Origin of the sequence: Mycolicibacterium smegmatis, assembly GCF_001457595.1 — a bacterium.
GTDB lineage: Bacteria > Actinomycetota > Actinomycetes > Mycobacteriales > Mycobacteriaceae > Mycobacterium > Mycobacterium smegmatis.
Window position 1 is genome coordinate 2014788 of sequence record NZ_LN831039.1, and the last position, 24021, is coordinate 2038808.

At 68.0% G+C, this 24021-nt stretch carries 20 protein-coding genes; 15 read left to right on the forward strand and 5 right to left on the reverse strand.

The genetic code is table 11. From position 1 onward, the window contains the following. Positions 1 to 11 precede the first annotated feature (11 nt). Positions 12 to 881: a WXG100 family type VII secretion target gene (locus AT701_RS09560; RefSeq protein WP_058125717.1), complete on the reverse strand. Its 870-nt coding sequence runs from the start codon at positions 879 to 881 to the stop codon at positions 12 to 14. A gap of 89 nt (positions 882 to 970) precedes the next feature. Between AT701_RS09560 and AT701_RS09565 the strand changes: the two genes are divergently transcribed. The 7 genes from AT701_RS09565 to secA all read left to right on the forward strand — a co-directional run bounded on the left by AT701_RS09565 (position 971) and on the right by secA (position 10604). Next, positions 971 to 1603 carry a dTMP kinase gene (locus AT701_RS09565; protein WP_011727970.1) on the forward strand — a complete coding sequence of 211 codons (633 nt, stop codon included), beginning with the start codon at positions 971 to 973 and terminating at the stop codon, positions 1601 to 1603. A gap of 51 nt (positions 1604 to 1654) precedes the next feature. Further along, complete coding sequence (gene mtrA / locus AT701_RS09570; RefSeq protein ID WP_011727971.1) at positions 1655 to 2341, forward strand: two-component system response regulator MtrA; 687 nt, start codon at positions 1655 to 1657, stop codon at positions 2339 to 2341. Positions 2342 to 2408: 67 nt separating this feature from the next. Then, on the forward strand, positions 2409 to 4070 hold the full coding sequence (gene mtrB / locus AT701_RS09575) for a two-component system sensor histidine kinase MtrB (RefSeq protein ID WP_014877234.1): 1662 nt from the start codon (positions 2409 to 2411) through the stop codon (positions 4068 to 4070). Further along, the gene (lpqB, locus tag AT701_RS09580) at positions 4067 to 5824 is read left to right on the forward strand and encodes an MtrAB system accessory lipoprotein LpqB (protein ID WP_011727973.1); all 1758 of its coding nucleotides are present in this window, start codon (positions 4067 to 4069) and stop codon (positions 5822 to 5824) included. The genes mtrB and lpqB overlap by 4 nt, the downstream gene beginning before the upstream one ends. Before the next feature lie 39 nt (positions 5825 to 5863). Next, a complete protein-coding gene (locus AT701_RS09585; protein ID WP_058125718.1) occupies positions 5864 to 6517 on the forward strand; it encodes a ComF family protein in 654 nt (217 codons plus the stop codon). Positions 6518 to 6813: 296 nt separating this feature from the next. Beyond that, positions 6814 to 7506 (forward strand): ribosome hibernation-promoting factor, HPF/YfiA family, encoded by a 693-nt coding sequence (hpf, locus tag AT701_RS09590; RefSeq protein WP_058125719.1) that lies wholly within the window; start codon positions 6814 to 6816, stop codon positions 7504 to 7506. A 236-nt stretch (positions 7507 to 7742) separates the two neighbouring features. Then, positions 7743 to 10604, forward strand: coding sequence for a preprotein translocase subunit SecA (secA, locus tag AT701_RS09600; protein WP_058125720.1), 2862 nt, complete (start codon positions 7743 to 7745; stop codon positions 10602 to 10604). Here secA and AT701_RS09605 read toward each other — a convergent pair. After that, complete coding sequence (locus AT701_RS09605; RefSeq protein ID WP_174519577.1) at positions 10601 to 11179, reverse strand: Rv3235 family protein; 579 nt, start codon at positions 11177 to 11179, stop codon at positions 10601 to 10603. The genes secA and AT701_RS09605 overlap by 4 nt on opposite strands. A 133-nt stretch (positions 11180 to 11312) precedes the next feature. On the opposite strand from AT701_RS09605, the gene AT701_RS09610 reads away from it, so the two are divergent. The 6 genes from AT701_RS09610 (at position 11313) to AT701_RS09635 (ending at position 18301) form a co-directional block, all read left to right on the forward strand. Then, the gene (locus AT701_RS09610) at positions 11313 to 12722 is read left to right on the forward strand and encodes a WS/DGAT/MGAT family O-acyltransferase (RefSeq protein ID WP_058125721.1); all 1410 of its coding nucleotides are present in this window, start codon (positions 11313 to 11315) and stop codon (positions 12720 to 12722) included. 62 nt (positions 12723 to 12784) lie between these two features. Then, the gene (locus AT701_RS09615) at positions 12785 to 14641 is read left to right on the forward strand and encodes a BCCT family transporter (protein ID WP_058125722.1); all 1857 of its coding nucleotides are present in this window, start codon (positions 12785 to 12787) and stop codon (positions 14639 to 14641) included. A gap of 9 nt (positions 14642 to 14650) precedes the next feature. Continuing rightward, positions 14651 to 15148: a DUF6912 family protein gene (locus tag AT701_RS09620; protein WP_038557689.1), complete on the forward strand. Its 498-nt coding sequence runs from the start codon at positions 14651 to 14653 to the stop codon at positions 15146 to 15148. A gap of 51 nt (positions 15149 to 15199) precedes the next feature. Next, entirely contained in the window at positions 15200 to 16351 is a 1152-nt protein-coding gene (locus AT701_RS09625) for a ferredoxin reductase (RefSeq protein WP_011727980.1), read from the forward strand. A 69-nt stretch (positions 16352 to 16420) separates the two neighbouring features. After that, positions 16421 to 17677 (forward strand): fatty acid desaturase family protein, encoded by a 1257-nt coding sequence (locus tag AT701_RS09630; protein WP_003893267.1) that lies wholly within the window; start codon positions 16421 to 16423, stop codon positions 17675 to 17677. 195 nt (positions 17678 to 17872) lie between these two features. Continuing rightward, positions 17873 to 18301: a hypothetical protein gene (locus AT701_RS09635; RefSeq protein WP_003893268.1), complete on the forward strand. Its 429-nt coding sequence runs from the start codon at positions 17873 to 17875 to the stop codon at positions 18299 to 18301. Positions 18302 to 18317: 16 nt separating this feature from the next. On the opposite strand, the gene AT701_RS09640 is transcribed toward AT701_RS09635, so the two are convergent. From AT701_RS09640 to aroA, 3 genes are all read right to left on the reverse strand, one after another. Next, entirely contained in the window at positions 18318 to 19250 is a 933-nt protein-coding gene (locus AT701_RS09640) for a class I SAM-dependent methyltransferase (RefSeq protein WP_011727981.1), read from the reverse strand. Positions 19251 to 19342: 92 nt separating this feature from the next. Beyond that, on the reverse strand, positions 19343 to 20350 hold the full coding sequence (gene rsgA / locus AT701_RS09645; RefSeq protein ID WP_036454384.1) for a ribosome small subunit-dependent GTPase A: 1008 nt from the start codon (positions 20348 to 20350) through the stop codon (positions 19343 to 19345). Further along, a complete protein-coding gene (gene aroA, locus AT701_RS09650) occupies positions 20347 to 21696 on the reverse strand; it encodes a 3-phosphoshikimate 1-carboxyvinyltransferase (RefSeq protein WP_058125723.1) in 1350 nt (449 codons plus the stop codon). The genes rsgA and aroA overlap by 4 nt, the downstream gene beginning before the upstream one ends. 46 nt (positions 21697 to 21742) lie before the next feature. Between aroA and AT701_RS09655 the strand changes: the two genes are divergently transcribed. Together AT701_RS09655 and AT701_RS09660 are read left to right on the forward strand one after the other, a co-directional pair. After that, a complete protein-coding gene (locus AT701_RS09655) occupies positions 21743 to 22522 on the forward strand; it encodes an SOS response-associated peptidase (RefSeq protein ID WP_197668919.1) in 780 nt (259 codons plus the stop codon). Beyond that, on the forward strand, positions 22519 to 24018 hold the full coding sequence (locus tag AT701_RS09660; RefSeq protein ID WP_058125725.1) for a DUF7782 domain-containing protein: 1500 nt from the start codon (positions 22519 to 22521) through the stop codon (positions 24016 to 24018). The genes AT701_RS09655 and AT701_RS09660 overlap by 4 nt, the downstream gene beginning before the upstream one ends. Positions 24019 to 24021: the final 3 nt, after the last annotated feature.

Below are 24021 nucleotides of genomic sequence, written 5' to 3' on the forward strand. Positions count from 1 at the left end.
CCCCGCCACCGCTACTGGGCATCGTTCAACCTTCCGAAGCGCATCGAATTACCCGTCGTCGGTGGTGACGGTGACGGAGGCGCCATCTCCCCAGGAGCCGACACGCTCGACGAGTCGGTGCCGGCGCCTCCGCCTGCACCGTTGGCCTCCAGCGTCTCAGCTTCCTGCTCGTCGCTCTGCCTCTCGGTTTCGTCGCGTTCGTCGGTGTGTTCGTCCTCGGTATCCGGTGTTGCCTCGTCGACAGGAACGAGAGGGTCAGCAGCGGTCGTCGAGCCCGTCTCGACCGGTGTGGCGCCTGCACCCGACTCTGATTGCGCGGCCTGCACAATCCCGGTCACGCCCTGTGTGATCGCGGTTGCGGCCTGGGTGAGGCCACCCGTCAGCTGCCCTGCCGCCTGAGCAGCGCCCTCGGCAAGCTGGCCGCCGAGCTGAGCTGCGGGCTCGCCGAGGCCCATCATCGCCGCGAGATCCTCGGTGCCGCCGTCCATCTGGGCCGACGAGGCCTGTTGAGCAGACGTAGCAGCGGCAGGGGATGCCGATGACGCCCCGGCTGATCCCGCAGGGGACCCGCCGCCGGGCTGAAACGAGGAGCCCACTGCACCGGCCGCCTGCTGATCGGTTGCGCTGTAGCTGTCGGCCGAGGCTTTCAGTGACTCCGACATCGCCTGCAGACCCCGGATGACCTGTCCGGCGCCGTTGTGCCACTTGTCCCACTGTTCCGAGTACGCGGACGCGGCGCCGCCCTTCCAGCCCGACCCGAGCAGCTGATCCACCGAGAGATCGACGGCAGACAATCCGTCCTGCAGGCGTTGTCCGGCGTCAGCGAGCGCGGCCGAGGCCGACCGAAGTTCGGACGTGACCACTTCCAGCGACTGCCCCACAGTGTTACCCCCCTCGACCGGCAGCCGACAATCGGACCTGAGTTTATCGGCGCTCGCTGGGCCGCGATCGCACCAATTACGCTGCCCGTGTGCTCATCGCGATAGAGGGCGTCGACGGCGCCGGCAAACGCACGTTGACCAACGGCCTGCGGGCGGCGTTCGAGACCAACCACAAGTCGGTGGCCAGCCTCGCGTTCCCGCGGTACCACCAGTCGGTGCCCGCGGACCTCGCGGCCGAGGCGCTACGGGGCAGCCACGGCGACCTCGCCGAGTCCGTGTACGCGATGGCGACGCTGTTCGCGTTGGACCGGGCCGGCGCGCGGGAGCAGATCGAGCACCTGCAGGCCGCCTACGACGTCGTCATCCTCGACCGGTACGTGGCGTCGAACGCGGCCTACAGCGCGGCGCGTCTGCACCAGGGCGTCGACGGCGAGGTGGTGACGTGGGTGCACGAGCTAGAGTTCGGGCGCCTGCACCTGCCCGTGCCGGACTGGCAGGTGTTGCTGAACGTGCCGACCGAACTGGCCGCGCAGCGCGCCGAGCACCGCGCCAACACCGAGGCCGACCGCGCCAAGGACGCCTACGAGCGCGACGACGGTCTGCAGCGGCGCACGGGTGAGGTGTACGCGGCACTGGCGGCCGCCGACTGGGGCGGCCGATGGGCGATCGCCGGGCCCGACGTGGACGCGACGGCCCTGGCCGACCGGTTAAGCAGCGGTTAAAGCGAAACGCCCGCGTGTGGTAGCCGAGTTTTGTGGCGATCTGGTGACACCATGGACACCATGAGGCAAAGGATCCTTGTCGTCGATGACGACCCGTCACTGGCCGAGATGCTCACCATCGTTCTGCGTGGTGAGGGTTTCGACACCGCGGTCATCGGCGACGGCAGCCAGGCACTCACCGCTGTCCGGGAGCTCAGGCCGGACCTGGTCCTGCTCGATTTGATGCTGCCTGGGATGAACGGCATCGACGTGTGCCGTGTGCTGCGCGCCGACTCCGGCGTGCCGATCGTCATGCTGACCGCCAAGACCGACACCGTCGACGTGGTGCTGGGCCTGGAATCCGGAGCCGACGACTATGTGATGAAGCCGTTCAAGCCGAAGGAGCTCGTCGCGCGCGTGCGGGCCCGGCTGCGGCGCAACGAGGACGAGCCCGCCGAGATGCTGTCGATCGGTGACGTCGAGATCGACGTGCCCGCGCACAAGGTGACCCGGCAAGGCGAGCAGATTTCGCTGACACCGCTGGAGTTCGACCTGCTGGTGGCCCTGGCACGCAAACCACGGCAGGTGTTTACTCGGGATGTGCTGCTCGAACAGGTGTGGGGATACCGTCACCCCGCTGACACCCGTTTGGTGAACGTGCATGTCCAGCGGTTGCGGGCAAAGGTGGAGAAAGACCCGGAGAACCCGCAGGTGGTCCTGACCGTTCGAGGAGTGGGATACAAGGCCGGACCCCCGTGATCGACGCCGGCGAGCATGCGCGGCGCCGTGACGAGTCGAAGGCTTCTTTGCACGAGGAGCGGTGCCGATGATCTTCGGCTCCAGGCGGCGCATACGTGGGCGTTGGGGAGGTTCCGGCCCACTCGTGCGTGGATTGGGGACGTTGGGCAGAGCGCTCAGCCTGGTGTGGCGTCGCTCCCTGCAACTGCGGGTCGTCACGCTCACGCTCGGGCTGTCACTGGCCGTCATATTGGTACTCGGCTTCGTGCTGACCAGTCAGATCACCGACCGGATCCTCGAAGTCAAGGTCAAGGCTGCCACCGAAGAGGTGGAGCGGGCCCGCAACACCGTCAGCGGCATCGTCGGCGGTGAGGAGTCCCGCTCGCTCGAGAGCAGCCTGCAGTTGGCGCGCAACACGCTCGTCGACCGCAAGGCCGACGTGCGTGCGGACATGGCCGGCGCCTTTGACGCGGTCCTCGTCGTACCCGGCGACGGCCCCCGCGCGGCCGCTGCGGCCGGGCCGGTGGCGCAGATCCCCGAGGCGCTGCGTGACTTCGTCAAGGCCGGTCAAGTCAGCTACCAGTACGCGACCGTGCAGACCGAAGGGTTCTCCGGACCCGCGCTGATCGTGGGCAGCCCGACGACGTCGTCGGTGCCGAATCTTGAGCTGTACCTGATCTTCCCGTTGAACAACGAGGAGAGCACCATCGCGCTGGTGCGCGGCACCATGGCGACCGGCGGTGTGGTGCTGCTCGGTCTGCTCGCGGCCATCGCGTTGGTGGTGGCGCGTCAGATCGTGCAGCCGGTGCGGTCGGCCTCGCGCATCGCCGAACGGTTCGCCGAGGGGCACCTGACCGAACGCATGCCGGTGCGCGGCGAGGACGACATGGCGCGCCTGGCGGTGTCGTTCAACGACATGGCCGAAAGCCTGTCACGTCAGATCCAGCAGCTCGAAGAGTTCGGTAACCTGCAGCGCCGCTTCACCTCTGACGTGAGCCACGAGCTGCGCACGCCGCTGACCACGGTGCGCATGGCCGCCGATCTGATCTACGACCACAGCGAGGATCTGGACCCTGCGCTGCGCCGGTCGACCGAGCTCATGGTCAACGAACTCGACCGGTTCGAGACACTGCTGGCCGATCTGCTGGAGATCTCACGCCACGACGCGGGCGTGGCCGAATTGTCGGTCGAGTCGCTGGATCTGCGGTCGACGGTGCGCAGCGCACTGGACAACGTGGGACATCTCGCGGCCGACGCGGGTGTCGAGCTCACTCTCGACATGCCCGAGGAAGACGTCATCGCCGAGGTGGATCCCCGCCGCGTGGAACGCATCCTGCGCAACCTCATCGCCAACGCCATCGATCACGCCGAGAGCAAGCCCGTGCAGATCCGCATGGCCGCCGACGAGGACACCGTCGCGGTCACGGTGCGCGACTTCGGCGTCGGGCTGCGTCCTGGTGAGGAGAAGCTGGTGTTCAGCCGCTTCTGGCGGTCCGATCCGTCGCGCGTGCGGCGCTCCGGCGGCACGGGGCTGGGCCTGGCGATCAGCATCGAGGATGCCCGCCTGCACCAGGGACGGTTGGAGGCCTGGGGCGAGCCCGGCAAGGGTGCGTGCTTCCGGCTCACGTTGCCGCTGGTGCGTGGCCACAAGGTGACGACGAGCCCGTTGCCGCTCAAGCCTGCCTCGGAGCAGCGGCCGGCGCGCCGCCGTTCCAACAAGGATCGGGAAGCAGCGGAGGAGAGCGTGTGAAGCGCCTGCTGACGGTGTTGGTCGTCGGTCTGGTGGCCCTGGTGTCCGGTTGCGCGGGAATTCCCAGCTCGTCTTCTCCGCAGGCGATCGGCACGGTCGAACGACCGGCCCCGCCGAGCCTGCCGAAACCGACACCGGACATGGACCCGGACGTGCTGCTGCGGGAATTCCTCAAGGCCACAGCCGATCCCGCCAACCGGCATCTGGCGGCGCGGCAGTTCCTCACCGAGTCCGCGTCGAGCGCATGGGACGACGCGGGCAGCGCCCTGCTGATCGACCGCGTGGTGTTCGTCGAAACCCGCAGCACCGACCGGGTTTCGGTGAGCATGCGCGCCGACATCCTCGGATCGCTGTCGGATCTGGGTGTGTTCGAGACGGGGGAGGGGGCGCTACCCGATCCGGGGCCCATCGAACTGGTCAAGACCTCGGGTGGCTGGCGGATCGACCGGTTGCCCAACGGCGTGTTCCTGGACTGGCAGCAGTTCCAGGCCACCTACAAGCGCTACACCCTCTACTTCGTCGACCCCACCGGGACCACCGTGGTGCCCGATCCGCGCTACGTGGCGGTGTCGGATCCGGATCAGCTTGCCACCGAACTCGTCTCGAAGCTCATCGCCGGACCGCGCCCGGAGATGGAGCGCTCGGTGCGCAACCTGCTCGACCCGCCGCTGAAACTGCGCGGTCCGGTCACCCGCGCCGACGGTGGCAAGACCGGCGTCGGCCGCGGCTACGGCGGTGCGCGCATCGACCTGGAGAACCTGTCGGCCTCCGACCCGCACAGCCGCCAACTGCTTGCCGCCCAACTCATCTGGACGCTGTCGCGCGCGGGTGTGGCAGGCCCGTACGTGATCAACGTCGACGGCGCGCCGCTGGACGACCGGTTCGCCGACGGCTGGGAGACCTCCGACGTCGCCGCCACCGATCCGGGTGCGGCGCCGGGCGCGGCGGCGGGCCTGCACGCGCTCGTGAACGGATCGCTGGTGTCGCTCGACGGTCAGCGCGCCCCGCGCGTGCCCGGCGCCTTCGGGCAGGCGCCGCACCAGGTTTCGGCATCGGTGTCGCGCAACGGTCAGGACGCCGCGTCCGTGGTGGCGCCGCCGGGAGCCCCCGATCCGGCAGCGACGCTGTGGATCGGCCCGCTGGGCGGCAGCACCGTGCAGGCCATGGAGGGCCGCACCCTGTCGCGGCCGAGTTGGTCGCTGGACCAGGCGGTGTGGGTGGTCGCCGACGGCATCAACGTGGTGCGTGCCATCCGCGACGCGTCGGGAACCCCGGCGCGGATCCCGGTGGATTCCAGTGCGGTGAGCAGCCGCTACCCGGGACCGATCAGCGACCTGCAGCTGTCGCGTGACGGCACCCGCGCCGCGATGGTCATCGAGGGCCAGGTGATCCTCGCGGGTATCGAACAGACGCAGGACGGACGGTTCCTGCTGACCTACCCGCGCCGGTTGGGTTTCGGGCTCGGCAACTCCGCGGTGTCGCTGTCGTGGCGTACCGGTGACGACATCGTGGTGAGCCGCACCGATCCGGAGCACCCCGTGTCGTATGTGAACCTCGACGGCGTGAATTCCGACGCGCCGAGCCGCAATCTGGTGATGCCGGTGTCGGTCGTGGCGGCCAACCCGTCCACGGTGTATGTCGCCGATCAGCGTGGCGTGAAGCAACTTTCGGCCTCGGCCGACGAGGAGAACTCGGGTTGGGTCGAGGTCAGTCCGCTGATGGTGCCCGGCTCGCTTCCCGTACTGCCCGGCTGAGACGACCCGGATGTCGGTGGCCCGGGGAACACTGCGGGCATGCTCGATCTGGTCCTGCCCCTCGCGTGCGGCGGTTGTGGTGCTGCGTCGACCGGGTGGTGTCCGCGCTGCGCGGCGGAGTTGACGGTCCGCGACGACGAGCCACACCTGGTCACCCCGCGCACCGATCCGGGTGTCCCGGTGTTCGCTCTTGGCCGCTACGCTGGCGCCCGCAGACGCGCCATCGTGGCGGCCAAGGAGCACGGCCGCGCCGATCTGCTGCCGCCGCTGGCAAACGCGCTGCGCAGCGGTCTGGAGCGGCTGCTGACATGGGGCGTCGTCGTTGCTCCGGTGATCGTCGTGCCGGCTCCCACACGGCGCAGTGCGGCCCGCAGACGCGGCGGTGACCCGGTCACCCGGGTCGCGGTGGCCGCGACCGCCGCACTGCCCGGCGTCACCACGGTCCCGGCCCTGCGGACGCGCGCGTGGGTGCGGGATTCGGTGGGGCTCTCGGGTGGTGACCGCCAGCGCAACCTCGCCGGACGGATCCGCCTCACACGGGCGGGACGGCGGGCCCTCAGCGACGGCGCGGAGGGTGACCTTGTGCTGGTCGACGACGTCGTCACGACCGGGGCGACCGCGACCGAATCGGTGCGCACCCTGGCGAGATCCGGTGCCGAGGTGGCCGTGATGCTGGCCATCTCGCACGCTTGACGGGGGTGCTGATTGTCGGGGCGTCACACGATCATGAAGAACACGAAACCCGTAGGCGGAATCACTGGCACTAACGGGTGAACACGGCTACCGTCGGCAGCAACACCCCGTGAAGCCTCACGGCAGAGCGCCCCTACCTCGCTCCTTCGCCGTACACGGCCCGTCACATGGCAGGAGGTGAGTCACTCGACCCCTTGCGCCGGTGGGCGGAGCAAAAATTTTTGGCCCTTCGGCGCGTTTCATCGAGAGCCCGGCACGCGATGCGTGCGACGTGTGAGAGAAACGAGTTGCCAAGTATGTCAAGCCATTCGATGGATTCAACCCGCACCATGGTCGTCGAAGACGACCGCGAGAGCACTGCTGGCACCACCCCGGAACGGCCCCATGCCGAGGTCGTCGTCAAGGGTCGCAACGTCGAGGTCCCCGACCATTTCCGCACCTACGTCTCAGAGAAGCTGTCGCGCCTTGAGCGATTCGACAAGACCATCTACCTCTTCGACGTCGAACTTGACCACGAACGCAACCGCCGCCAACGCAAGAACTGTCAACACGTCGAGATCACCGCGCGCGGGCGCGGCCCTGTCGTCCGGGGCGAGGCCTGCGCCGACAGCTTCTACGCCGCTTTCGAGTCGGCGGTCCAAAAGCTCGAGGGCAGACTGCGACGCGCCAAGGACCGGCGCAAGATCCACTACGGCGACAAGACCCCCGTGTCGCTGGCCGAGGCCACCGCGAAAGACCCGCTGGCGGGCCTCGACGTGTCCAGGGAGGACGGTGAGGCGCGCTACAACGACGGCGTCGCCGAGCACGAACCCGGCCGGATCGTCCGCATCAAGGACCACCCCGCGACGCCCATGACGGTCGACGACGCGCTCTACGAGATGGAACTGGTCGGTCACGACTTCTTCCTGTTCCACGACAAGGAGACGGACAGACCCTCGGTGGTGTACCGCCGCCACGCGTTCGACTACGGGCTGATCCGCCTGGCCTGACCGGCCGACCAGCACAAACAGCCGACAACCCACAGTCGGCGGGATCGCACTCCGGAGGTTTCCGGAGTGCGATTTCACGTGTGGGCCGGTTCACGCGGGCAAGCGGAGCAGGTCGGTGGCCGGTCTTTGACGGCTGACAGAGCCGGAGTGTTCCACCTGTCACCTACGATGGACTCGACTAATAGCCCGTGAGATCCCACCCACGGGGATCCATCGAAACCCACAGGGGAAATAGCGTGCTGTCGAAGTTGCTCCGTCTCGGTGAAGGCCGCATGGTCAAGCGCCTCAGGAAGGTGGCTGACTATGTCAACGCCTTGTCCGACGACGTGGAGAAGCTCTCTGACGCCGAGCTGCGAGCCAAGACCGAAGAGTTCAAGAAGCGGGTTGCCGACGGGGAGGACCTCGACGACCTGCTGCCCGAGGCGTTCGCCGTCGCGCGTGAAGCCGCGTGGCGCGTGCTCAACCAGCGCCACTTCGACGTCCAGGTGATGGGCGGTGCGGCGCTGCACTTCGGCAACGTCGCCGAGATGAAGACCGGTGAGGGCAAGACCCTGACCGCGGTGCTCCCGTCCTACCTCAACGCGCTGTCCGGCAAGGGCGTGCACGTCGTCACGGTCAACGACTACCTGGCCAGACGCGACAGCGAGTGGATGGGTCGCGTGCACCGGTTCCTCGGCCTGGATGTGGGCGTCATCCTCTCCGGCATGACCCCCGACGAGCGCCGGGCCGCCTACGCCGCCGACATCACCTACGGCACCAACAACGAGTTCGGCTTCGACTACCTGCGTGACAACATGGCGCACTCGGTCGACGACATGGTGCAGCGCGGCCACAACTTCGCCATCGTCGACGAGGTCGACTCGATCCTCATCGACGAGGCTCGTACGCCGCTGATCATCTCGGGGCCGGCCGACGGCGCATCGCACTGGTACCAGGAGTTCGCGCGGATCGTCCCGATGATGGAAAAGGACGTCCACTACGAGGTCGACCTGCGCAAACGCACGGTCGGTGTGCACGAACTGGGTGTGGAGTTCGTCGAGGACCAGCTGGGCATCGACAACCTGTACGAGGCCGCCAACTCGCCCCTGGTCAGCTACCTGAACAACGCGCTGAAGGCCAAGGAGCTGTTCCAGCGCGACAAGGACTACATCGTCCGCAACGGCGAGGTGCTCATCGTCGACGAGTTCACCGGCCGCGTGCTGATGGGCCGTCGCTACAACGAGGGCATGCACCAGGCGATCGAGGCCAAGGAACGCGTCGAGATCAAGGCCGAGAACCAGACGCTGGCCACGATCACGCTGCAGAACTACTTCCGCCTCTACGACAAGCTGTCCGGCATGACCGGCACGGCCGAAACCGAGGCCGCCGAGCTGCACGAGATCTACAAGCTGGGCGTGGTGCCGATCCCGACCAACAAGCCGATGGTGCGCCAGGACCAGTCCGACCTGATCTACAAGACCGAAGAGGCCAAGTTCCTGGCCGTGGTCGACGATGTGGCCGAACGCCACGCCAAGGGCCAGCCGGTGCTGATCGGTACCACCAGCGTGGAACGCTCGGAGTACCTGTCGAAGATGCTGACCAAGCGCCGCGTCCCGCACAACGTGCTGAACGCGAAGTACCACGAGCAGGAGGCGAACATCATCGCCGAGGCCGGCCGGCGCGGCGCGGTCACGGTCGCCACCAACATGGCCGGTCGCGGTACCGACATCGTGCTGGGCGGCAACGTCGACTTCCTGGCCGACAAGCGGCTGCGTGAGCGCGGCCTCGACCCGGTCGAGACGCCCGAGGAGTACGAGGCGGCCTGGCACGAGGTGCTGCCGCAGGTCAAGGCCGAGTGCGCCAAGGAGGCCGAGCAGGTCATCGAGGCGGGCGGTCTGTACGTGCTGGGCACCGAGCGTCACGAGTCCCGCCGTATCGACAACCAGCTGCGCGGCCGCTCCGGCCGCCAGGGTGACCCCGGCGAGTCGCGGTTCTACCTGTCGCTGGGCGACGAGTTGATGAGGCGGTTCAACGGCGCGACGCTTGAGACGCTGCTGACCCGGCTCAACCTGCCCGACGACGTGCCGATCGAGGCCAAGATGGTCTCCCGCGCCATCAAGAGCGCACAGACGCAGGTCGAGCAGCAGAACTTCGAGGTCCGCAAGAACGTCCTCAAGTACGACGAGGTGATGAACCAGCAGCGCAAGGTCATCTACGCCGAGCGCAGGCGCATCCTCGAAGGCGAGAACCTCGCCGAGCAGGCCCACAAGATGCTCGTCGATGTCATCACGGCGTACGTCGACGGCGCCACCGCCGAGGGCTATGCCGAGGACTGGGACCTCGAGACGCTGTGGACCGCGCTCAAGACGCTGTACCCCGTCGGCATCGATCACCGCGACCTCATCGACTCCGATGCGGTGGGCGAGCCGGGCGAGCTGACACGCGAGGAACTGCTCGACGCGCTGATCAAGGACGCCGAGCGCGCCTACGCCGATCGAGAGAAGCAGATCGAGGCGATCGCGGGCGAGGGCGCCATGCGCCAGCTCGAACGCAACGTTCTGCTCAACGTGATCGATCGCAAGTGGCGCGAGCATCTCTATGAGATGGATTACCTCAAGGAGGGCATCGGCCTGCGCGCCATGGCGCAGCGCGATCCGCTCGTCGAGTACCAGCGCGAGGGTTACGACATGTTCGTCGGCATGCTCGAAGCGCTCAAGGAGGAGAGCGTCGGCTTCCTGTTCAACGTCCAGGTGGAGGCCGCCCCGCAGCAGCCTCAGGTCGCCCCGCAGGCGCCGCCGCCGACGTTGTCGGAATTCGCTGCCGCGGCCGCGGCAAAGGCGTCCGATTCGGCGGCCAAGCCCGATTCCGGATCGGTGGCCACCAAGGAACGCGCGGAGGCCGAGCGTCCCGCTCCGGCGTTGCGCGCCAAGGGGATCGACAACGAGGCGCCGCCGCTGACCTACACCGGTCCGTCCGAGGACGGCACCGCGCAGGTGCAGCGCAGCGGCAACGGCGGACGCCATGCCGCACCGGCCGGCGGCTCGCGCCGCGAGCGCCGCGAGGCCGCGCGCAAGCAGGCCAAGGCCGACCGGCCCGCGAAGTCGCACCGCAAGGGCTAGCCGATCTGCAGGGCGGTGAGTTGCCAACGGCCGCTCTGCAATTCGGCGCGTGCCGCGATGGCGCGGACCCGCTGACCGCGGGTGTAAGTGGCGAATATTTCCGCGGCGGTGCCGTAGCCGGCGTCGGTGCCGCGCGTGGGCCCGGCAGCCGCGCGTAACCGCACGCGGCGCAGGTTCGCGGGGGCGCCGTGGCGCGTCTGAGACAGCGCCACCACGGAGTCGATCAACAGCGGGTTGAGCACCGCGCGCAACTGCGCCGGGGATCTGCGCCGGTCGATGACCTCCAGCACGCGGCGCAGGGCCATCGCGGCGAACTGGCCGGCACCGTCGTGCACTTGCTGCTCGACCGGTGGTGGCACCAGACGCAACGTGCGTGGCGTATGCCGGTGCAGCGCGGTGGGTGCCGGGCACGGTGGCACCGAGGTGATGGGTTGCACCGGCGGTTCGTAGTCGATCACCGGCTCCACGACCGGTCTCGGCGCGGGGCCTGCGACCGGCAGATCGGTTGCGGGCGATGGCGCGGCTTCTGATGGGTGCACGAGAGAACTCCAGCGGTCGGCAGGACAGGACGACATCTGCTGGAGAGGTGCAGATGAATCAATGATCCCACGACGTGACGGCCTCGGAACGCACCCGTGATGCGCGCACGCAGAATCCCCGGTTACCGTGACGGGGTTCCACGCGATCCACAGGGGAGGTTGGCGCCGAATGGTGACCAGGCTGTCGGCGTCCGACGCAGCGTTCTACCGCCTCGAGAACACCTCGACACCGATGTACGTCGGGTCCCTGTCCATCCTGCGCAAACCACGCGCCGGACTGAGCTACGAGACCCTGCTGGAGACCGTCGAGAAGCGCCTGCCGCAGATCCCTCGGTACCGGCAGAAGGTGCGCGAGGTGACGCTGGGGCTGGCGCGCCCGGTGTGGATCGACGACCGTGAATTCGACATCACTTATCACATCCGGCGTTCGGCTCTGCCGTCTCCGGGCAGCGACGCCCAATTGCACGACCTGGTGGCCCGGCTCGGGTCACGGCCGCTGGACAAGACACGGCCGCTGTGGGAGATGTACCTCGTCGAGGGGCTGGCCGGGAACCGCATCGCGATCTACACCAAGTCACATCAGGCGCTGGTGAACGGCATGTCCGCGCTCGAGGTGGGCCACGTGATCGCCGACCGGACCCAGAAACCGCCCGAGTTCGGTGAGGACATCTGGATCCCGTCGCGTGAGCCGACCGACCGCCAACTGGTGCTCGGCGCGATCGGGGAGTGGATCGCACGTCCCACCAGTCAGGTCGCGGCGCTGCGCGACACCGTCACCGAGGTGGCCACCAACGCAGGCGAACTCGCCGCGGTGGGGCGCCGGATCGCCGACACGGTTCGCACGGTGGCGCGCGGCACGGCCCCGAGCAGTCCGCTCAACACCACGGTGTCGCGCAACCGCAGGTTCACGGTGGCCGACCACAAGCTCGACGATTACCGGCAGGTGCGGGTGCGCTACGACTGCGACATCAACGACGTGGTGCTGGCGGTGATCTCCGGGGCGCTGCGCAACTGGCTGCTCTCACGTGGCGAGCCGGTGACGCCGAGCACCACCGTGCGGGCCATGGCGCCGCTGTCGGTCTACCCCGACGAGGAACTCGATTCGCCCGGCCCTGGTCAGGCGATCAGCGAGGTCTCGCCGTTCCTCGTCGACCTGCCGGTCGGGGAGGGCAACGCCGTCGTGCGCCTGTCGCACATCACCCACGCCACCGAGTCGAACTCGTGGGCGGTCAGCCTGGTCGACGCGCGCACCATCGTGACGCTCTCGGGATTCGCACCGCCGACATTGCACGCGATGGGAATTCGTGTGGCGACGGGGTTTTCGGCGCGCTTGTTCAATCTGTTGATCACGAATGTGCCGGGACCGCAGAAGCAGATGTACGTTGCGGGCACGAAGCTGCTGGAGACGTACGCAGTGCCGCCGCTGTTGCACAACCAGGTGCTGGCGATCGGCGTGACCTCGTACAACGGCAGGCTGTACTTCGGGATCAACGCCGATCGTGACGCCATGAGCGACGTCGACGTGTTCCGCAGCCTGCTCGACGAATCCCTGGAGGAATTGATAGACGCGGCTAAGTAATTTCTGGCAAACCGGCCCGGAAATTTGATTTCGTTTGCCATCCGCGCTGTGATGAATTGACCATGACTGACGAGATACGAAAAGCTAAATTTGACGCGGACGAAAAAGCGGTAACGAAAACCGAAAAAGTTCTCAAATCACCCGTCGGTAGCGACGTCGTCGTCCCGCAACACCCCGTGCTCGACGTACCGGTCGAGCAGAAGGCCTACACGCGCCGCGAGGGTCTGGACCGCGTGGTGTTCGGCGTCACGGCCCTCATCGCGATCGGCTTCCTGGTCTGGGGCTTCCTCAGCACCGACTCGCTTGCCTCGGCCTCGGCCGACGCCCTGGCCTGGGTGATGAACAGCACCGGATGGCTGTTCGTGCTCACCGCGTCCGGGTTCGTGGTGTTCGTGGTGTGGCTGGCGGTCAGCCGCTACGGCAACATCCCGCTGGGCCGCGACGACGAAGAACCAGAGTTCCGCACGGTGTCGTGGGTGGCCATGATGTTCAGCGCGGGCATGGGCATCGGCCTGATGTTCTTCGGGGTGTCAGAACCGTTGTCACACTTCGTCACTCCACCGCCGGGCACCGGCGACCCGGGAGACCCGGCCGCCGCGCAGACCGCGATGGCGACCACGCTGTTCCACTGGACGCTGCACCCGTGGGCCATCTACGCGGTCGTGGGCCTGGCGATCGCCTACGGCGTGTACCGCAAGGGCCGGCTGCAACTGGTCAGCGCCGCCTTCGAGCCGCTGCTGGGTGAGCGCGCCAACGGTCCGGCGGGCAAGGTCATCGACATGTTGGCGATCTTCGCCACACTGTTCGGGTCGGCGGCCTCGCTGGGCCTGGGCGCCCTGCAGATCCGCAGCGGCCTGCAGATCGTGTCGGGCATCGGGCAGGTCGGCAACACCATCCTGGTGGTGATCATCACGGTGCTCACCGTCGCCTTCGTGCTGTCGGCCGTCTCGGGTGTGGCCCGCGGGATCCAGTGGTTGTCGAACATCAACATGGTGCTCGCCTTCGTGCTGGCGTTGTTCATCTTCCTGGTGGGCCCGACGGTGTTCATGCTCAACATGATCCCCACGTCCATCGGTAGTTACGTGGAGCAGTTGGCGATGATGTCGGCCCGCACCGGGGCCGAGGGCGCCGACGTCAACGAGTGGCTGCAGTCGTGGACGATCTTCTACTGGGCCTGGTGGATCTCCTGGACTCCCTTCGTGGGCATGTTCATCGCGCGTATCTCGCGTGGACGCACCATCCGCCAGTTCATCGCGGGCGTGCTGTTCGTGCCGAGCGTGGTGTCGCTGGTGTGGTTCTGCGTGTTCGGCGGCGCGGCCATCCACGAACAGCAGAACGGGGTCGATCTCGCGGGTGAGGGCAGCGTCGAGCAGCAGTTGTTCGGGCTGCTCGACCAGTACCCGATCGCGACGATCGCCAGCGTCGTGGTGATGCTGCTGGTGGCGATCTTCTTCGTCTCCGGCGCCGACGCCGCGTCGATCGTGATGGGCTCGCTGTCCGAACGCGGCACGATCAAACCGACGCGCCCGACGGTGATCTTTTGGGGCGTCGCCACCGGCGCGGTGGCCGCCGTGATGCTGCTGGTGGGCGGTGAGGACGCGCTCAACGGCCTGCAGACGATCACGATCATCGCGGCGCTGCCGTTCGTGGTGGTGATGGTGGGCCTGACGGTGTCGCTCATGCGGGATCTGCGTCGCGACCCGATGATCGTGCGTCGCGAGTACGCGGTCGAGGCCGTCAACTCGGCGGTGGTCCAGGGTGTCACACAGCACGGCGACGACTTCGTGATCGCCGTCGAGAAGGACCCGAACGCCGACGACGGGCATGACGACCGGGCCGACGCCGATTCCGCCGAGGTCGCCGACGAGCCCGGCGCCGAGACCAGCGACAAAACCAAAGACGTGCCCGCGGGCGGCTAATCTCGCGGGGTGCGCGTATACATCCCGACGACGCTGGCCGCACTGCAGCGCCTCGTCACTGACCGGTCGCTCCTCGTCACCAACGGCACGGCGTTCGCCGTCACGCCGACCCTTCGCGAGGCGTATGCCGAGGGCGATGACGACGAACTCGCCGAGGTCGCGTTGCGCGACGCGGCCCTGGCGTCAATGCGGTTGCTGGCCACCGGCGGCGAGTCGGATCTCCCGCCTCGCCGCGCGGTGGTCGTGGCCGATGTGCCCGGCGCGCAACCGCGCCCGGATCTCGACGACGCCGTGGTTCGGTTGCCCGGGCCGGTGCCGATCGACTCGGTGATCGCGGTCTACGTGGACAACGCCGACGCCGAACCGGCCGTGCGGGCTGCCGTGGACGTCATCGACGAGGCGGATCTGGGGGACGAGGATGCTGAACTGACGGTCGGCGACGCACAGGACCACGACCTCGCGTGGTACGCGTCGCAGGAGCTCCCGTTCCTTCTTGAACTGCTCTGATATCGCGCCAGGGCTGGCTACGACACCGTAAGTTACGGTACCGTAGGTTGCGTGGCCAAGAATCACATCAAGATCTCGGCCAATGTTGCCGATACGGTTCGTCCCACCGTGGCGGGCGCCGACGAGCGGCCCGGATGGCACGCGCTGCGCAGGCTCGCGGCGCGGATCACCACCCCGCTGCTCCCCGATGACTACCTGCAGCTCGCCAACCCCCTGTGGTCGGCGCGGGAACTCCGGGGGCGCGTCCTGGAGGTGCGTCGGGAAACCGAAGACTCGGCAACATTGGTGATCAAGCCCGGTTGGGGCTTCTCGTTCGACTATCAACCCGGCCAGTACATCGGCATCGGTGTCTTCCTCGACGGACGCTGGCGGTGGCGCTCGTACTCACTGACCTCAAGCCCGGTCACCGCGCATCCGAAGGGCAGGGCGCGCACCATCACGATCACCGTGAAGGCGATGCCCGAGGGCTTCCTGTCGACGCACCTGGTGGGCGGGCTGGAACCGGGCACCGTCGTGCGCCTGGCGGCCCCGCAGGGCAACTTCGTGATGCCCGATCCGGCGCCGGCGTCGGTGCTCTTCCTCACCGCAGGTTCCGGGATCACGCCGGTGATGTCGATGCTGCGCACGCTGGTCCGCCGCGATCAGATCACCGACATCGTCCACTTGCATTCCGCGCCAACCGAATCCGACGTGTTGTTCGGATCGGAGCTGACGGCCCTGCAGGGCACGCACCCGGGGTACCGGCTGCGGATCCGCAGCACACGCACCGAGGGCAGGCTCGATCTCGAGCGCATTGCCGACGAGGTTCCCGACTGGCGTGAGCGTCAGGTTTGGGCGTGCGGTCCCGAGGGCATGCTTGCTGATGCCGAGCGCGTGTGGAAGGCCGCCGGTGTGGGCGAGAACCTGCACCTGGAGCGGTTCGCGGTCAAACGCGCCGCACCGCACGGCACGGGTGGCAACGTGACGTTCGAGCGCACCGGCAAGACGGTGCACGCCGACGCCGCGAAATCGTTGATGGAGGCCGGCGAAGAGGTGGGTATCCGGATGCCGTTCGGTTGCCGCATGGGCATCTGCCAGTCCTGTGTGGTGGGTCTGGTCGACGGTCATGTGCGTGACCTTCGGACGGGCGTCGAACACGACGCCGGAAGCCGGATCCAGACGTGTGTTTCCGCGGCATCGGGCGACTGTGTGCTCGATGTTTAGACTTTACTGCTTGGTAACCTACGAAGCCGTAGGTTACGGTAGCGTAGGTAGACGAAAGGAGGGTTGCCAATGGCTGTTACCGACGTCCCGGCGTTCGCGCATCTGACCGAAGCCGATATCGAGAACCTGGGTATCGAGCTGGACGCGATCCGTCAGGATATTGAGGATTCGCGCGGCGAACGCGACGCGCGCTACATCCGCCGCACGATCGCGGTCCAACGGTCGCTGGACCTTGCGGGTCGACTGATGCTGACCGCGAGCAAGCGCCGCTCGGCGTGGTGGGCAGGCACGGCGACCCTGGGCGTGGCCAAGATCATCGAGAACATGGAGATCGGCCACAACGTCATGCACGGGCAGTGGGATTGGATGAACGATCCCGAGATCCACTCCTCGTCCTGGGAATGGGACATGAGTGGCGCCTCCAAGCACTGGCGGTTCACTCACAACTTCATGCACCACAAGTACACGAACATCCTCGGCATGGATGACGATGTGGGCTACGGTCTGCTGCGGGTCACGCGCGACCAGAAGTGGAAGCCGCACAACCTGCTGAACCTGGTGTACAACACCATGCTCTGCATCTTCTTCGAGTGGGGTGTCGGCCTGCAGCACTTGGAGGTCGGCAAGATCTTCAAGGGTCGCGACGACCGCAACGCCACCCTGGTACGCCTGCGCGAGTTCGGCACCAAGGCCGGCGGGCAGGTGTTCAAGGATTACGTCGCGTGGCCCGCGATCACCTCGCTGTCGCCCGGCGCGACGTTCAAGTCGACCGCCAAGGCCAACGCGGTTGCCAACATCATCCGCAACATCTGGTCCAACGCGGTGATCTTCTGCGGCCATTTCCCTGATGGTGCAGAGAAATTCACCAAGACGGACATGATCGGCGAGAGCCGTGGCCAGTGGTACCTGCGTCAGATGCTCGGCAGCGCCAACTTCGAGGGTGGCTGGCTGCTGCGCTTCATGAGCGGCAACCTGTGCCACCAGATCGAGCACCACCTGTACCCGGATCTGCCCAGCAACCGGTTGCACGAGATCTCGATCCGCGTGCGCGCACTGTGCGACAAGTACGACCTGCCCTACACCACGGGATCATTCCTGGTGCAGTACGGCAAGACGTGGCGCACGATCGCGAAACTCTCGCTGCCGGACAAGTTCCTGAAGGACACCGCCGACAACGCGCCCGAGACGCGCAGCGAGCGGATGTTCGCCGAGCTCGACGGATTCGGTGTCACCGATCCCGCGACGGGTCGTCGTCGGGGTCTGAAGACCGCGATCGAGACCGTGCGGGGCTGGCGCCGGTCGAGCCGGGCCAAGCGCGCCGCCTAGGTACGCCTGGTTCTCCAGCATCACCACCGAGGGTGTGTCCGGTATCGGACACACCCTCGGTGTTCTGCTGTCGCGGCACCGCCGGGATCATTCCCCGGCCAGGAGGGTTCCAAGAAAACCCGCGCCGTTTTCCCAGGACGCTGGCAGCCGCCGTTTCTAATCTGTGGCTCTGACATCGATCCGTTGGAGGACATGATGAGGAAGATCCTGGGCGTGGCCCTCCTCAGCGCGGCCGCGGCGCTCCCCGTCGGAACGCTCGCCACAGGCGTGGCCGCCGCCGACGACTACGCGGGCCAGAAGTACTCGGACGCGGAGTCGGCACTCTCCGACGCCGGCGAGAAGGGCGTGATCGCCACACGGTCAGGTGATTCGCTCGACGACGACGACTGTGTGGTGACCAGTTCCGAACAGGCGCCGTGGATCAAGGGTGACGACTTCCAGCCCGTCACCGACACGGTGCTGCTGAACCTCAACTGCAGCGCGGCCGTCGCCAGCGCGAAGACGCCGGGGAACTCGGCGGCGAGCCCCGAAGGCCGCGCCGCGATCCAGCAGGCGAAAGAGGAAGCCGCGCAACAGAAACAGCAGGCGCAGGCCGACCAGGCGAAGGCCAAGGGCAAGTCCTGATCGGCCGGTTTCGCCGTCAGCCCTTGATGGCGGTGCTGTAGTAGTTGTCGCTCAACGACTTCCGTCCGTCGGCCGGGCGCGGCACCTCGAGCCCGGCGGCGTCGAGCAGCGCGGCCAGTGGGGTCCGGGTCGACGTCCAGCCCCTCGCTTCGAGGTAGTCGTCGACGTCGTTGCGCGGACCCGAGTTCCCGAGATCACCCAGATCCAGGTCGAATCCGTGTTCACGCCACCGCGCGAGAAGCGGTTCGAGATCCCGTGCGCCGTCTGCTCCGAGAGCCCCGTCCTCGGAATCACTGCCCAAGAGGGCCACTTCGGCGGCCAGGCGGCTGCCGGACGCACTGAGCGACGTGATGGCGTCGAGCAACCGGTCCTGCGCTTCGGGCGGAAGGAACGGCAGTAGCCCCTCAGCGCTCCACGCGGTGGGCCGGGTCGGGTCGAACCCCTTTGCGCGCAACGCCGCCGGCCAGTCGTCGCGCAGATCCACCGCAACCATGCGGACCTCGGCGGTCGGTTCGGCACGCAGATCGGTGAGCGCACGCCCCTTGAACTCCAGCACGTCGGGCATGTCGATCTCGAACAGCACGGTGCCGGCCGGCCAGTCGAGTCGGTAACCGCGGGCGTCGAGTCCCGAGGCCAGGATGACCGCCTGTCGCACACCTGCCGCGGCCGCGTCGCCGAAGAACGCGTCGAAGTAACGCGTCCGCGCCGCCAGCAGATCCGTCATCTGCTGCATGCCCCATGTGGCACCGGGGATGTCGACGTCTGCCGCCGCGAGGTCACCGGTGGCCCACCGCGTCATGAAGTCGATGCCGACCGCGCGTACGAGAGGTTCTGCGAACCGGTCGTCGATCAGCCCGGTGGTGGTGGCGCGGGCGCGGCCGGCGGCCACCATGGTTGCGGTGGCTCCGACGCTGGTCGCCAGATCCCAGGTTTCGTGTGTGGACTCCATGCCCGCGATTCAACGCTTAGTGGAGCTAAGCAGCAAGCGTCTTCACCTGATGCACAGGCACTTTCCAGTGTTCTGTGTTGAGGCGTCCAGGCTCAGATGTTCATGGCCCTGCGGGTGTCCTTCAGCACCGCGAGGAGCCTGCGCGCGGCCGCGGCGCGATCGGCGGCCGGCCCGGTGAGGGCATCGAGCGCGCACTCCGGATCGGCAGGCGGGCCCATGTGCCCGCATCCGCGCGGGCAGTCCTCGATGGTGTCCGCGAGATCGGAGAACGCCAGGATGACGTCATCGGGTTCGATGTGCGCCAGGCCGAACGACCGGATGCCCGGTGTGTCGATCACCCAGCCGTCGCCGTCGAGCGGCAGCGCCACCGACTGCGTCGAGGTGTGCTTGCCCTTGCCGACACCCGACACCTCGCCGGTGGCCCTGTCCGCTTCGGGGATCAGGCGATTCACGAGTGTGGACTTGCCGACCCCGGAGTGCCCGAGGAAAACCGTGACCTGTCCCGTCAGCAGCGGTCTGACCGGTTCGATAGGGTCGTCGCGTCCCGCGGTCACGATCGTGAGATCGAGGTCGGCGAACTGCGCGGCGAACGCTTCCGGTGCCGCGAGATCGGATTTGGTCAGGCACAGAACAGGTTTGAGGCCACCCGCGTACGCCGCGATCAGGGCGCGTTCGACGAAACCGGTGCGCGGCGGGGGATCGGCCAGCGCCACCACGATCAACAGCTGATCGGCGTTGGCGACCACCACCCGCTCGGTCGGGTCGGTGTCATCGGCGGTGCGGCGCAACACCGTTCGGCGTTCACCGCGACGCACGATGCGGGCCAGCGTGTCCGGGCGGCCCGACACGTCGCCGACCACGTCGACGTCGTCACCCACCACGATGGGCGTGCGGCCCAGCTCGCGGGCGCGCATGGCGGTCACCACCCGATCCGGGTCGCGGTCGAGCGCACAGCCCCAGCGGCCGCGGTCGACCGTGACGACCATCGCGGACTGTGCATCGGCATGATCGGGCCGGTTCTTGGTGCGCGGGCGGCTGCCCCGACCCGGCCGGATCCGGACGTCGGACTCGTCGTAGTTCAGGGAGCGCCGCGCACTCAACGCTGCTGGTTCCTCCCTGCCGCGCCCGCCAGCATGGCGGCCCACATCGACGGGAAGTCGGGCAGGGTCTTGGCCGTGGTCTCGATGTTCTCGACAGCAACCCCGGGCACGCGCAGGCCGATGATGGCGCCGGCCGTGGCCATCCGGTGATCGGCGTAGGACCGCCACGTGCCGCCGTGCAACGGACGGGCAGTGATCAGCAGTCCGTCGTCGGTCTCGCGGCAGTCACCGCCGAGGCCGTTGATCTCGGTCGTCAGCGCGGCCAGCCGGTCGGTCTCGTGCCCGCGCAGGTGCGCGATGCCCCGCAACTGCGACGTCGACCCCTCCTCTGCCAGCGCCGCGAGCGCGGCGACGGTCGGCGCGAGCTCACCCACGTCGTGCAGATCGGCCTCGAACCCGCCGTACTCGCGAGCCCCGGTCACCTCCAGGTTCCCGTCGGCTTCGCGTACCGTGCCACCGACCGTGGCCAGCAACTCCAGGATGGTGCCGGCGGGCTGGATGCTCACGGTGGGCCAGCCCGCGATCCGGACCGTGCCACCGGTGACCAGCGCGGCGGCCAGGAACGGCGTCGAGTTGGACAGGTCGGGTTCGATGTTCCACGAGCGTGCCGCGACCGGGCCGGGATGCACGTGCCAGCGGTTGGCCACCGAATCGTCGACCTCGACGCCCGCGTCGCGCAGCATCGCCACGGTCATCGCCACGTGCGGCGCGGACGGCACGGAAACTCCGGTGTGCACGATCGTCAGCCCGTTCTGGAAGCCCGCACCGGACAGCAGCAGCCCAGAGACGAACTGCGACGAGCCCGAGGCGTCGATCTCGACGGTGCCGCCGGAGACCGTGCCCGTGCCGCGCACCGTGAACGGCAACGCGTCGCCGTCGAGGCTCACCCCGAGCCGGCGCAGCCCGTCGAGCAGTGGAGCGATGGGCCGTGACCTGGCCTGTTCGTCGCCGTCGAACGTGACCGACGACCGGCTCAGCGCGGCGACCGGAGGGACGAATCGCAGCACGGTGCCGGCCAGGCCGCAGTCCACCGTGGCGTCGGTCGCGGGCTCGATGCTGCCGTGAACGGTCAGCTCGGTGGGGTCGTCGGCGGAGATGTCGACCGTGACGCCCAGGGTGCGGATCGCCTCGATCATGAGGTCGGTGTCGCGGCTGCGCAGCGCGCCGCTGATCGTGGAGGTGCCCTGCGGGGTGGCCAGCGCCGCGAGGATCAGGGCGCGGTTGGTCAGCGATTTCGATCCGGGCACCGTCACCGTCGCGTCGACCGGGGCCGTCGTCGACGGGGCCGCCCAGTGTGGTTTCTGCTCCTCGTCCGCGCGTGCACTCACGGCTATATCCTGCCTCATCCTGCCTTGTCGACCCTTGTCGCCCGACTCTGCAACCATGGGTCTCATGTGTGGACGTTTCGCGGTCACCACCGATCCGGCGCTGCTGGCCCAGAAGATCCAGGCGATCGACGAGACCGCAGCCGCCGGCTCCGGGGACAAGGATGTGGCAGGCGCCAATTACAACGTCGCGCCGACAACGACCATCACCAGCGTGGTCAAACGCCACACCGAACCGGAGGACGAGTCCACGCGGCGGCTGCGTTCGATGCGGTGGGGGCTGATCCCGCCGTGGGTCAAGGCCACCGAGGACGGCAGCCCCGAGAACAAGGGGCCGCTGTTGATCAATGCGCGTGCCGAGAAGGTGACCACCTCGCCCGCGTTCCGCAGTTCGGCCAAGAGCAGGCGGTGTCTGATCCCGATGGACGGCTGGTATGAGTGGCGCCCGAATCCGGCTGCGGACGGCAAGAAGGCCTCCAAGACGCCGTTCTTCATGTACGGCGTCGACGGTGAGCCGCTGTTCATGGCGGGCCTGTGGACGACGTGGCGCCCGCCGGGGGCACCCAAGGATCACGCACCGTTGGTGAGTTGCACCATCATCACCACCGACGCGGCCGGACCGCTCGCCGAGATCCACGACCGCATGCCGCTGAGCATCAGCCGGGACGACTGGGACCGCTGGCTGGACCCCGACGCCCCGGTCGACGAGGGGCTGCTGCGTGGTCACGGCGACCTCGACCGCATCGGGGTGCGTGAGGTGTCGAGGCTGGTCAACAGCATCCGCAACAACGGCCCGGAACTGATCGAGCCCGCCGAGCCCGAGGCCGAACAGGCTGGGCTGTTTTGAGCGGCGAGATCGACGGCGCGGTCATCGATGCGATCGGCGCCGACTTCAGGGCGGCCGGCTACACGGTCGACGGCGTCGCCGAACTGCTCGGGGAGCACGCCGACGCCGCGCTGCTGCGTGGGGTCTGGTGGCCGGCCTTGCACGCCACGCGCAACTCGCCGCCGCAGCGGCAGGGCCTCGCGGCCCTGGTGCGCCTGTTCCTGCTCGGTACCGAGGAACCGCGCGACGCGGTCGAGGCCGCGTTCCCCACAGCCGGGGTCGACGCAATGGTGGCCAACGGAGTGCTCGACGTGACCGAGGGCGGCGCGGTGCGTGCGGCGCTCGACATCCGCCCCCACAGCGACGGCACGCACGACTTCTTCGTCGTCTCCGATCAGGACGCGGTGCTGCGCAGCGGACCGCTGCGTCACGACCACGTCCTGGGCATCGGCGGCGCCTCGGTGTCGCTCGCGCGCGCCGTCATGCGCACACCGGCCGACCGTGTGCTCGACCTCGGGACCGGCTGCGGTATCCAGGCCCTGCACCTCGACGCACACTCGGATCACATCGTCGCCACCGACACCAATCCGCGGGCGCTGGCGCTGGCGGCCGCGACGGCCCGGCTCAACGCGATGTCGTGGGATCTGCGCCACGGCAGCCTGTTCGAACCCGTGGCGGGGGAGCGGTTCGACCTGATCGTGTCCAACCCGCCGTTCGTCGTCGGCTCCGGCGCCCGCGACTACATCTACCGCGACTCGGGTATGGCCGGAGACACCGTGTGCCAGAAGCTGATCGAACAGGTCGGCGACCACCTGAACCCGGGCGGCACGGCGCACATCATGGCCAACTGGATCGTGAAGCGCGACACCGACTGGCGCGACCGGGTCGCAGGGTGGCTGGCGGGCACCGGTCTGCACGCCTGGGTGGTGCAGCGTGAGCTGGCGGATCCGATTAGCTACATCTCGTTGTGGCTCGCCGACGCCGGTGAGACACCGCAGCAGGCCGCAAGTCGTGGCGGGGAATGGCTGGAGTGGTTCACCGAACAGGACATCGCCGGCATCGGCATGGGCCTGATCCTGCTGCGCGCACCCGCCGGCGGCGAACCGCCCGAGCAGATCTTCGAAGAGATCACCGGCGCAGACGAACTCGTGACGGGAACCGAGGTCGAGGCGTTCTTCGCGCGGCGGGCCTACCTGCGCGAAACCTCCGACGAACAACTACTGGCCGCGAGATTGTCCACCGCGCCGGTGTTCCTGGAAGAACAGTTCCTGCCCGGGCCCGACGGGTGGCAGCAGGTCGGGGCCGCGGTCCGGCGTCCCGGCGGTCCGGGTGCGGTGATCGGCGTCGACGACGTGATGCGGGCGCTGCTGGCGGGCTGCCGCGGCGAGGTACCCCTCGGTATGCTCATCGACCTGCTCGCGGCCCATCACGGAGTCGACGCCAACGCACTAGCCGAGGCCGCACTGCCCGAGGTGCGCGACGCGATCGCCCGCGGAATCCTCTATCAGGCACAGTGATCC

Excerpts from the sequence above, each read along its gene's own strand:
- AT701_RS09635 (WP_003893268.1), top strand. The coding sequence starts at position 17,873 with ATGAGGAAGATCCTGGGCGTGGCCCTCCTCAGCGCGGCCGCGGCGCTC.
- aroA (WP_058125723.1), bottom strand. The coding sequence starts at position 21,696 with ATGAGGCAGGATATAGCCGTGAGTGCACGCGCGGACGAGGAGCAGAAA.
- AT701_RS09605 (WP_174519577.1), bottom strand. The coding sequence starts at position 11,179 with ATGTCGTCCTGTCCTGCCGACCGCTGGAGTTCTCTCGTGCACCCATCA.
- AT701_RS09640 (WP_011727981.1), bottom strand. The coding sequence starts at position 19,250 with ATGGAGTCCACACACGAAACCTGGGATCTGGCGACCAGCGTCGGAGCC.
- hpf (WP_058125719.1), top strand. The coding sequence starts at position 6,814 with ATGTCAAGCCATTCGATGGATTCAACCCGCACCATGGTCGTCGAAGAC.
- AT701_RS09630 (WP_003893267.1), top strand. The coding sequence starts at position 16,421 with ATGGCTGTTACCGACGTCCCGGCGTTCGCGCATCTGACCGAAGCCGAT.
- AT701_RS09655 (WP_197668919.1), top strand. The coding sequence starts at position 21,743 with ATGTGTGGACGTTTCGCGGTCACCACCGATCCGGCGCTGCTGGCCCAG.
- mtrB (WP_014877234.1), top strand. The coding sequence starts at position 2,409 with ATGATCTTCGGCTCCAGGCGGCGCATACGTGGGCGTTGGGGAGGTTCC.
- AT701_RS09615 (WP_058125722.1), top strand. The coding sequence starts at position 12,785 with ATGACTGACGAGATACGAAAAGCTAAATTTGACGCGGACGAAAAAGCG.
- AT701_RS09585 (WP_058125718.1), top strand. The coding sequence starts at position 5,864 with ATGCTCGATCTGGTCCTGCCCCTCGCGTGCGGCGGTTGTGGTGCTGCG.
- AT701_RS09610 (WP_058125721.1), top strand. The coding sequence starts at position 11,313 with ATGGTGACCAGGCTGTCGGCGTCCGACGCAGCGTTCTACCGCCTCGAG.
- mtrA (WP_011727971.1), top strand. The coding sequence starts at position 1,655 with ATGGACACCATGAGGCAAAGGATCCTTGTCGTCGATGACGACCCGTCA.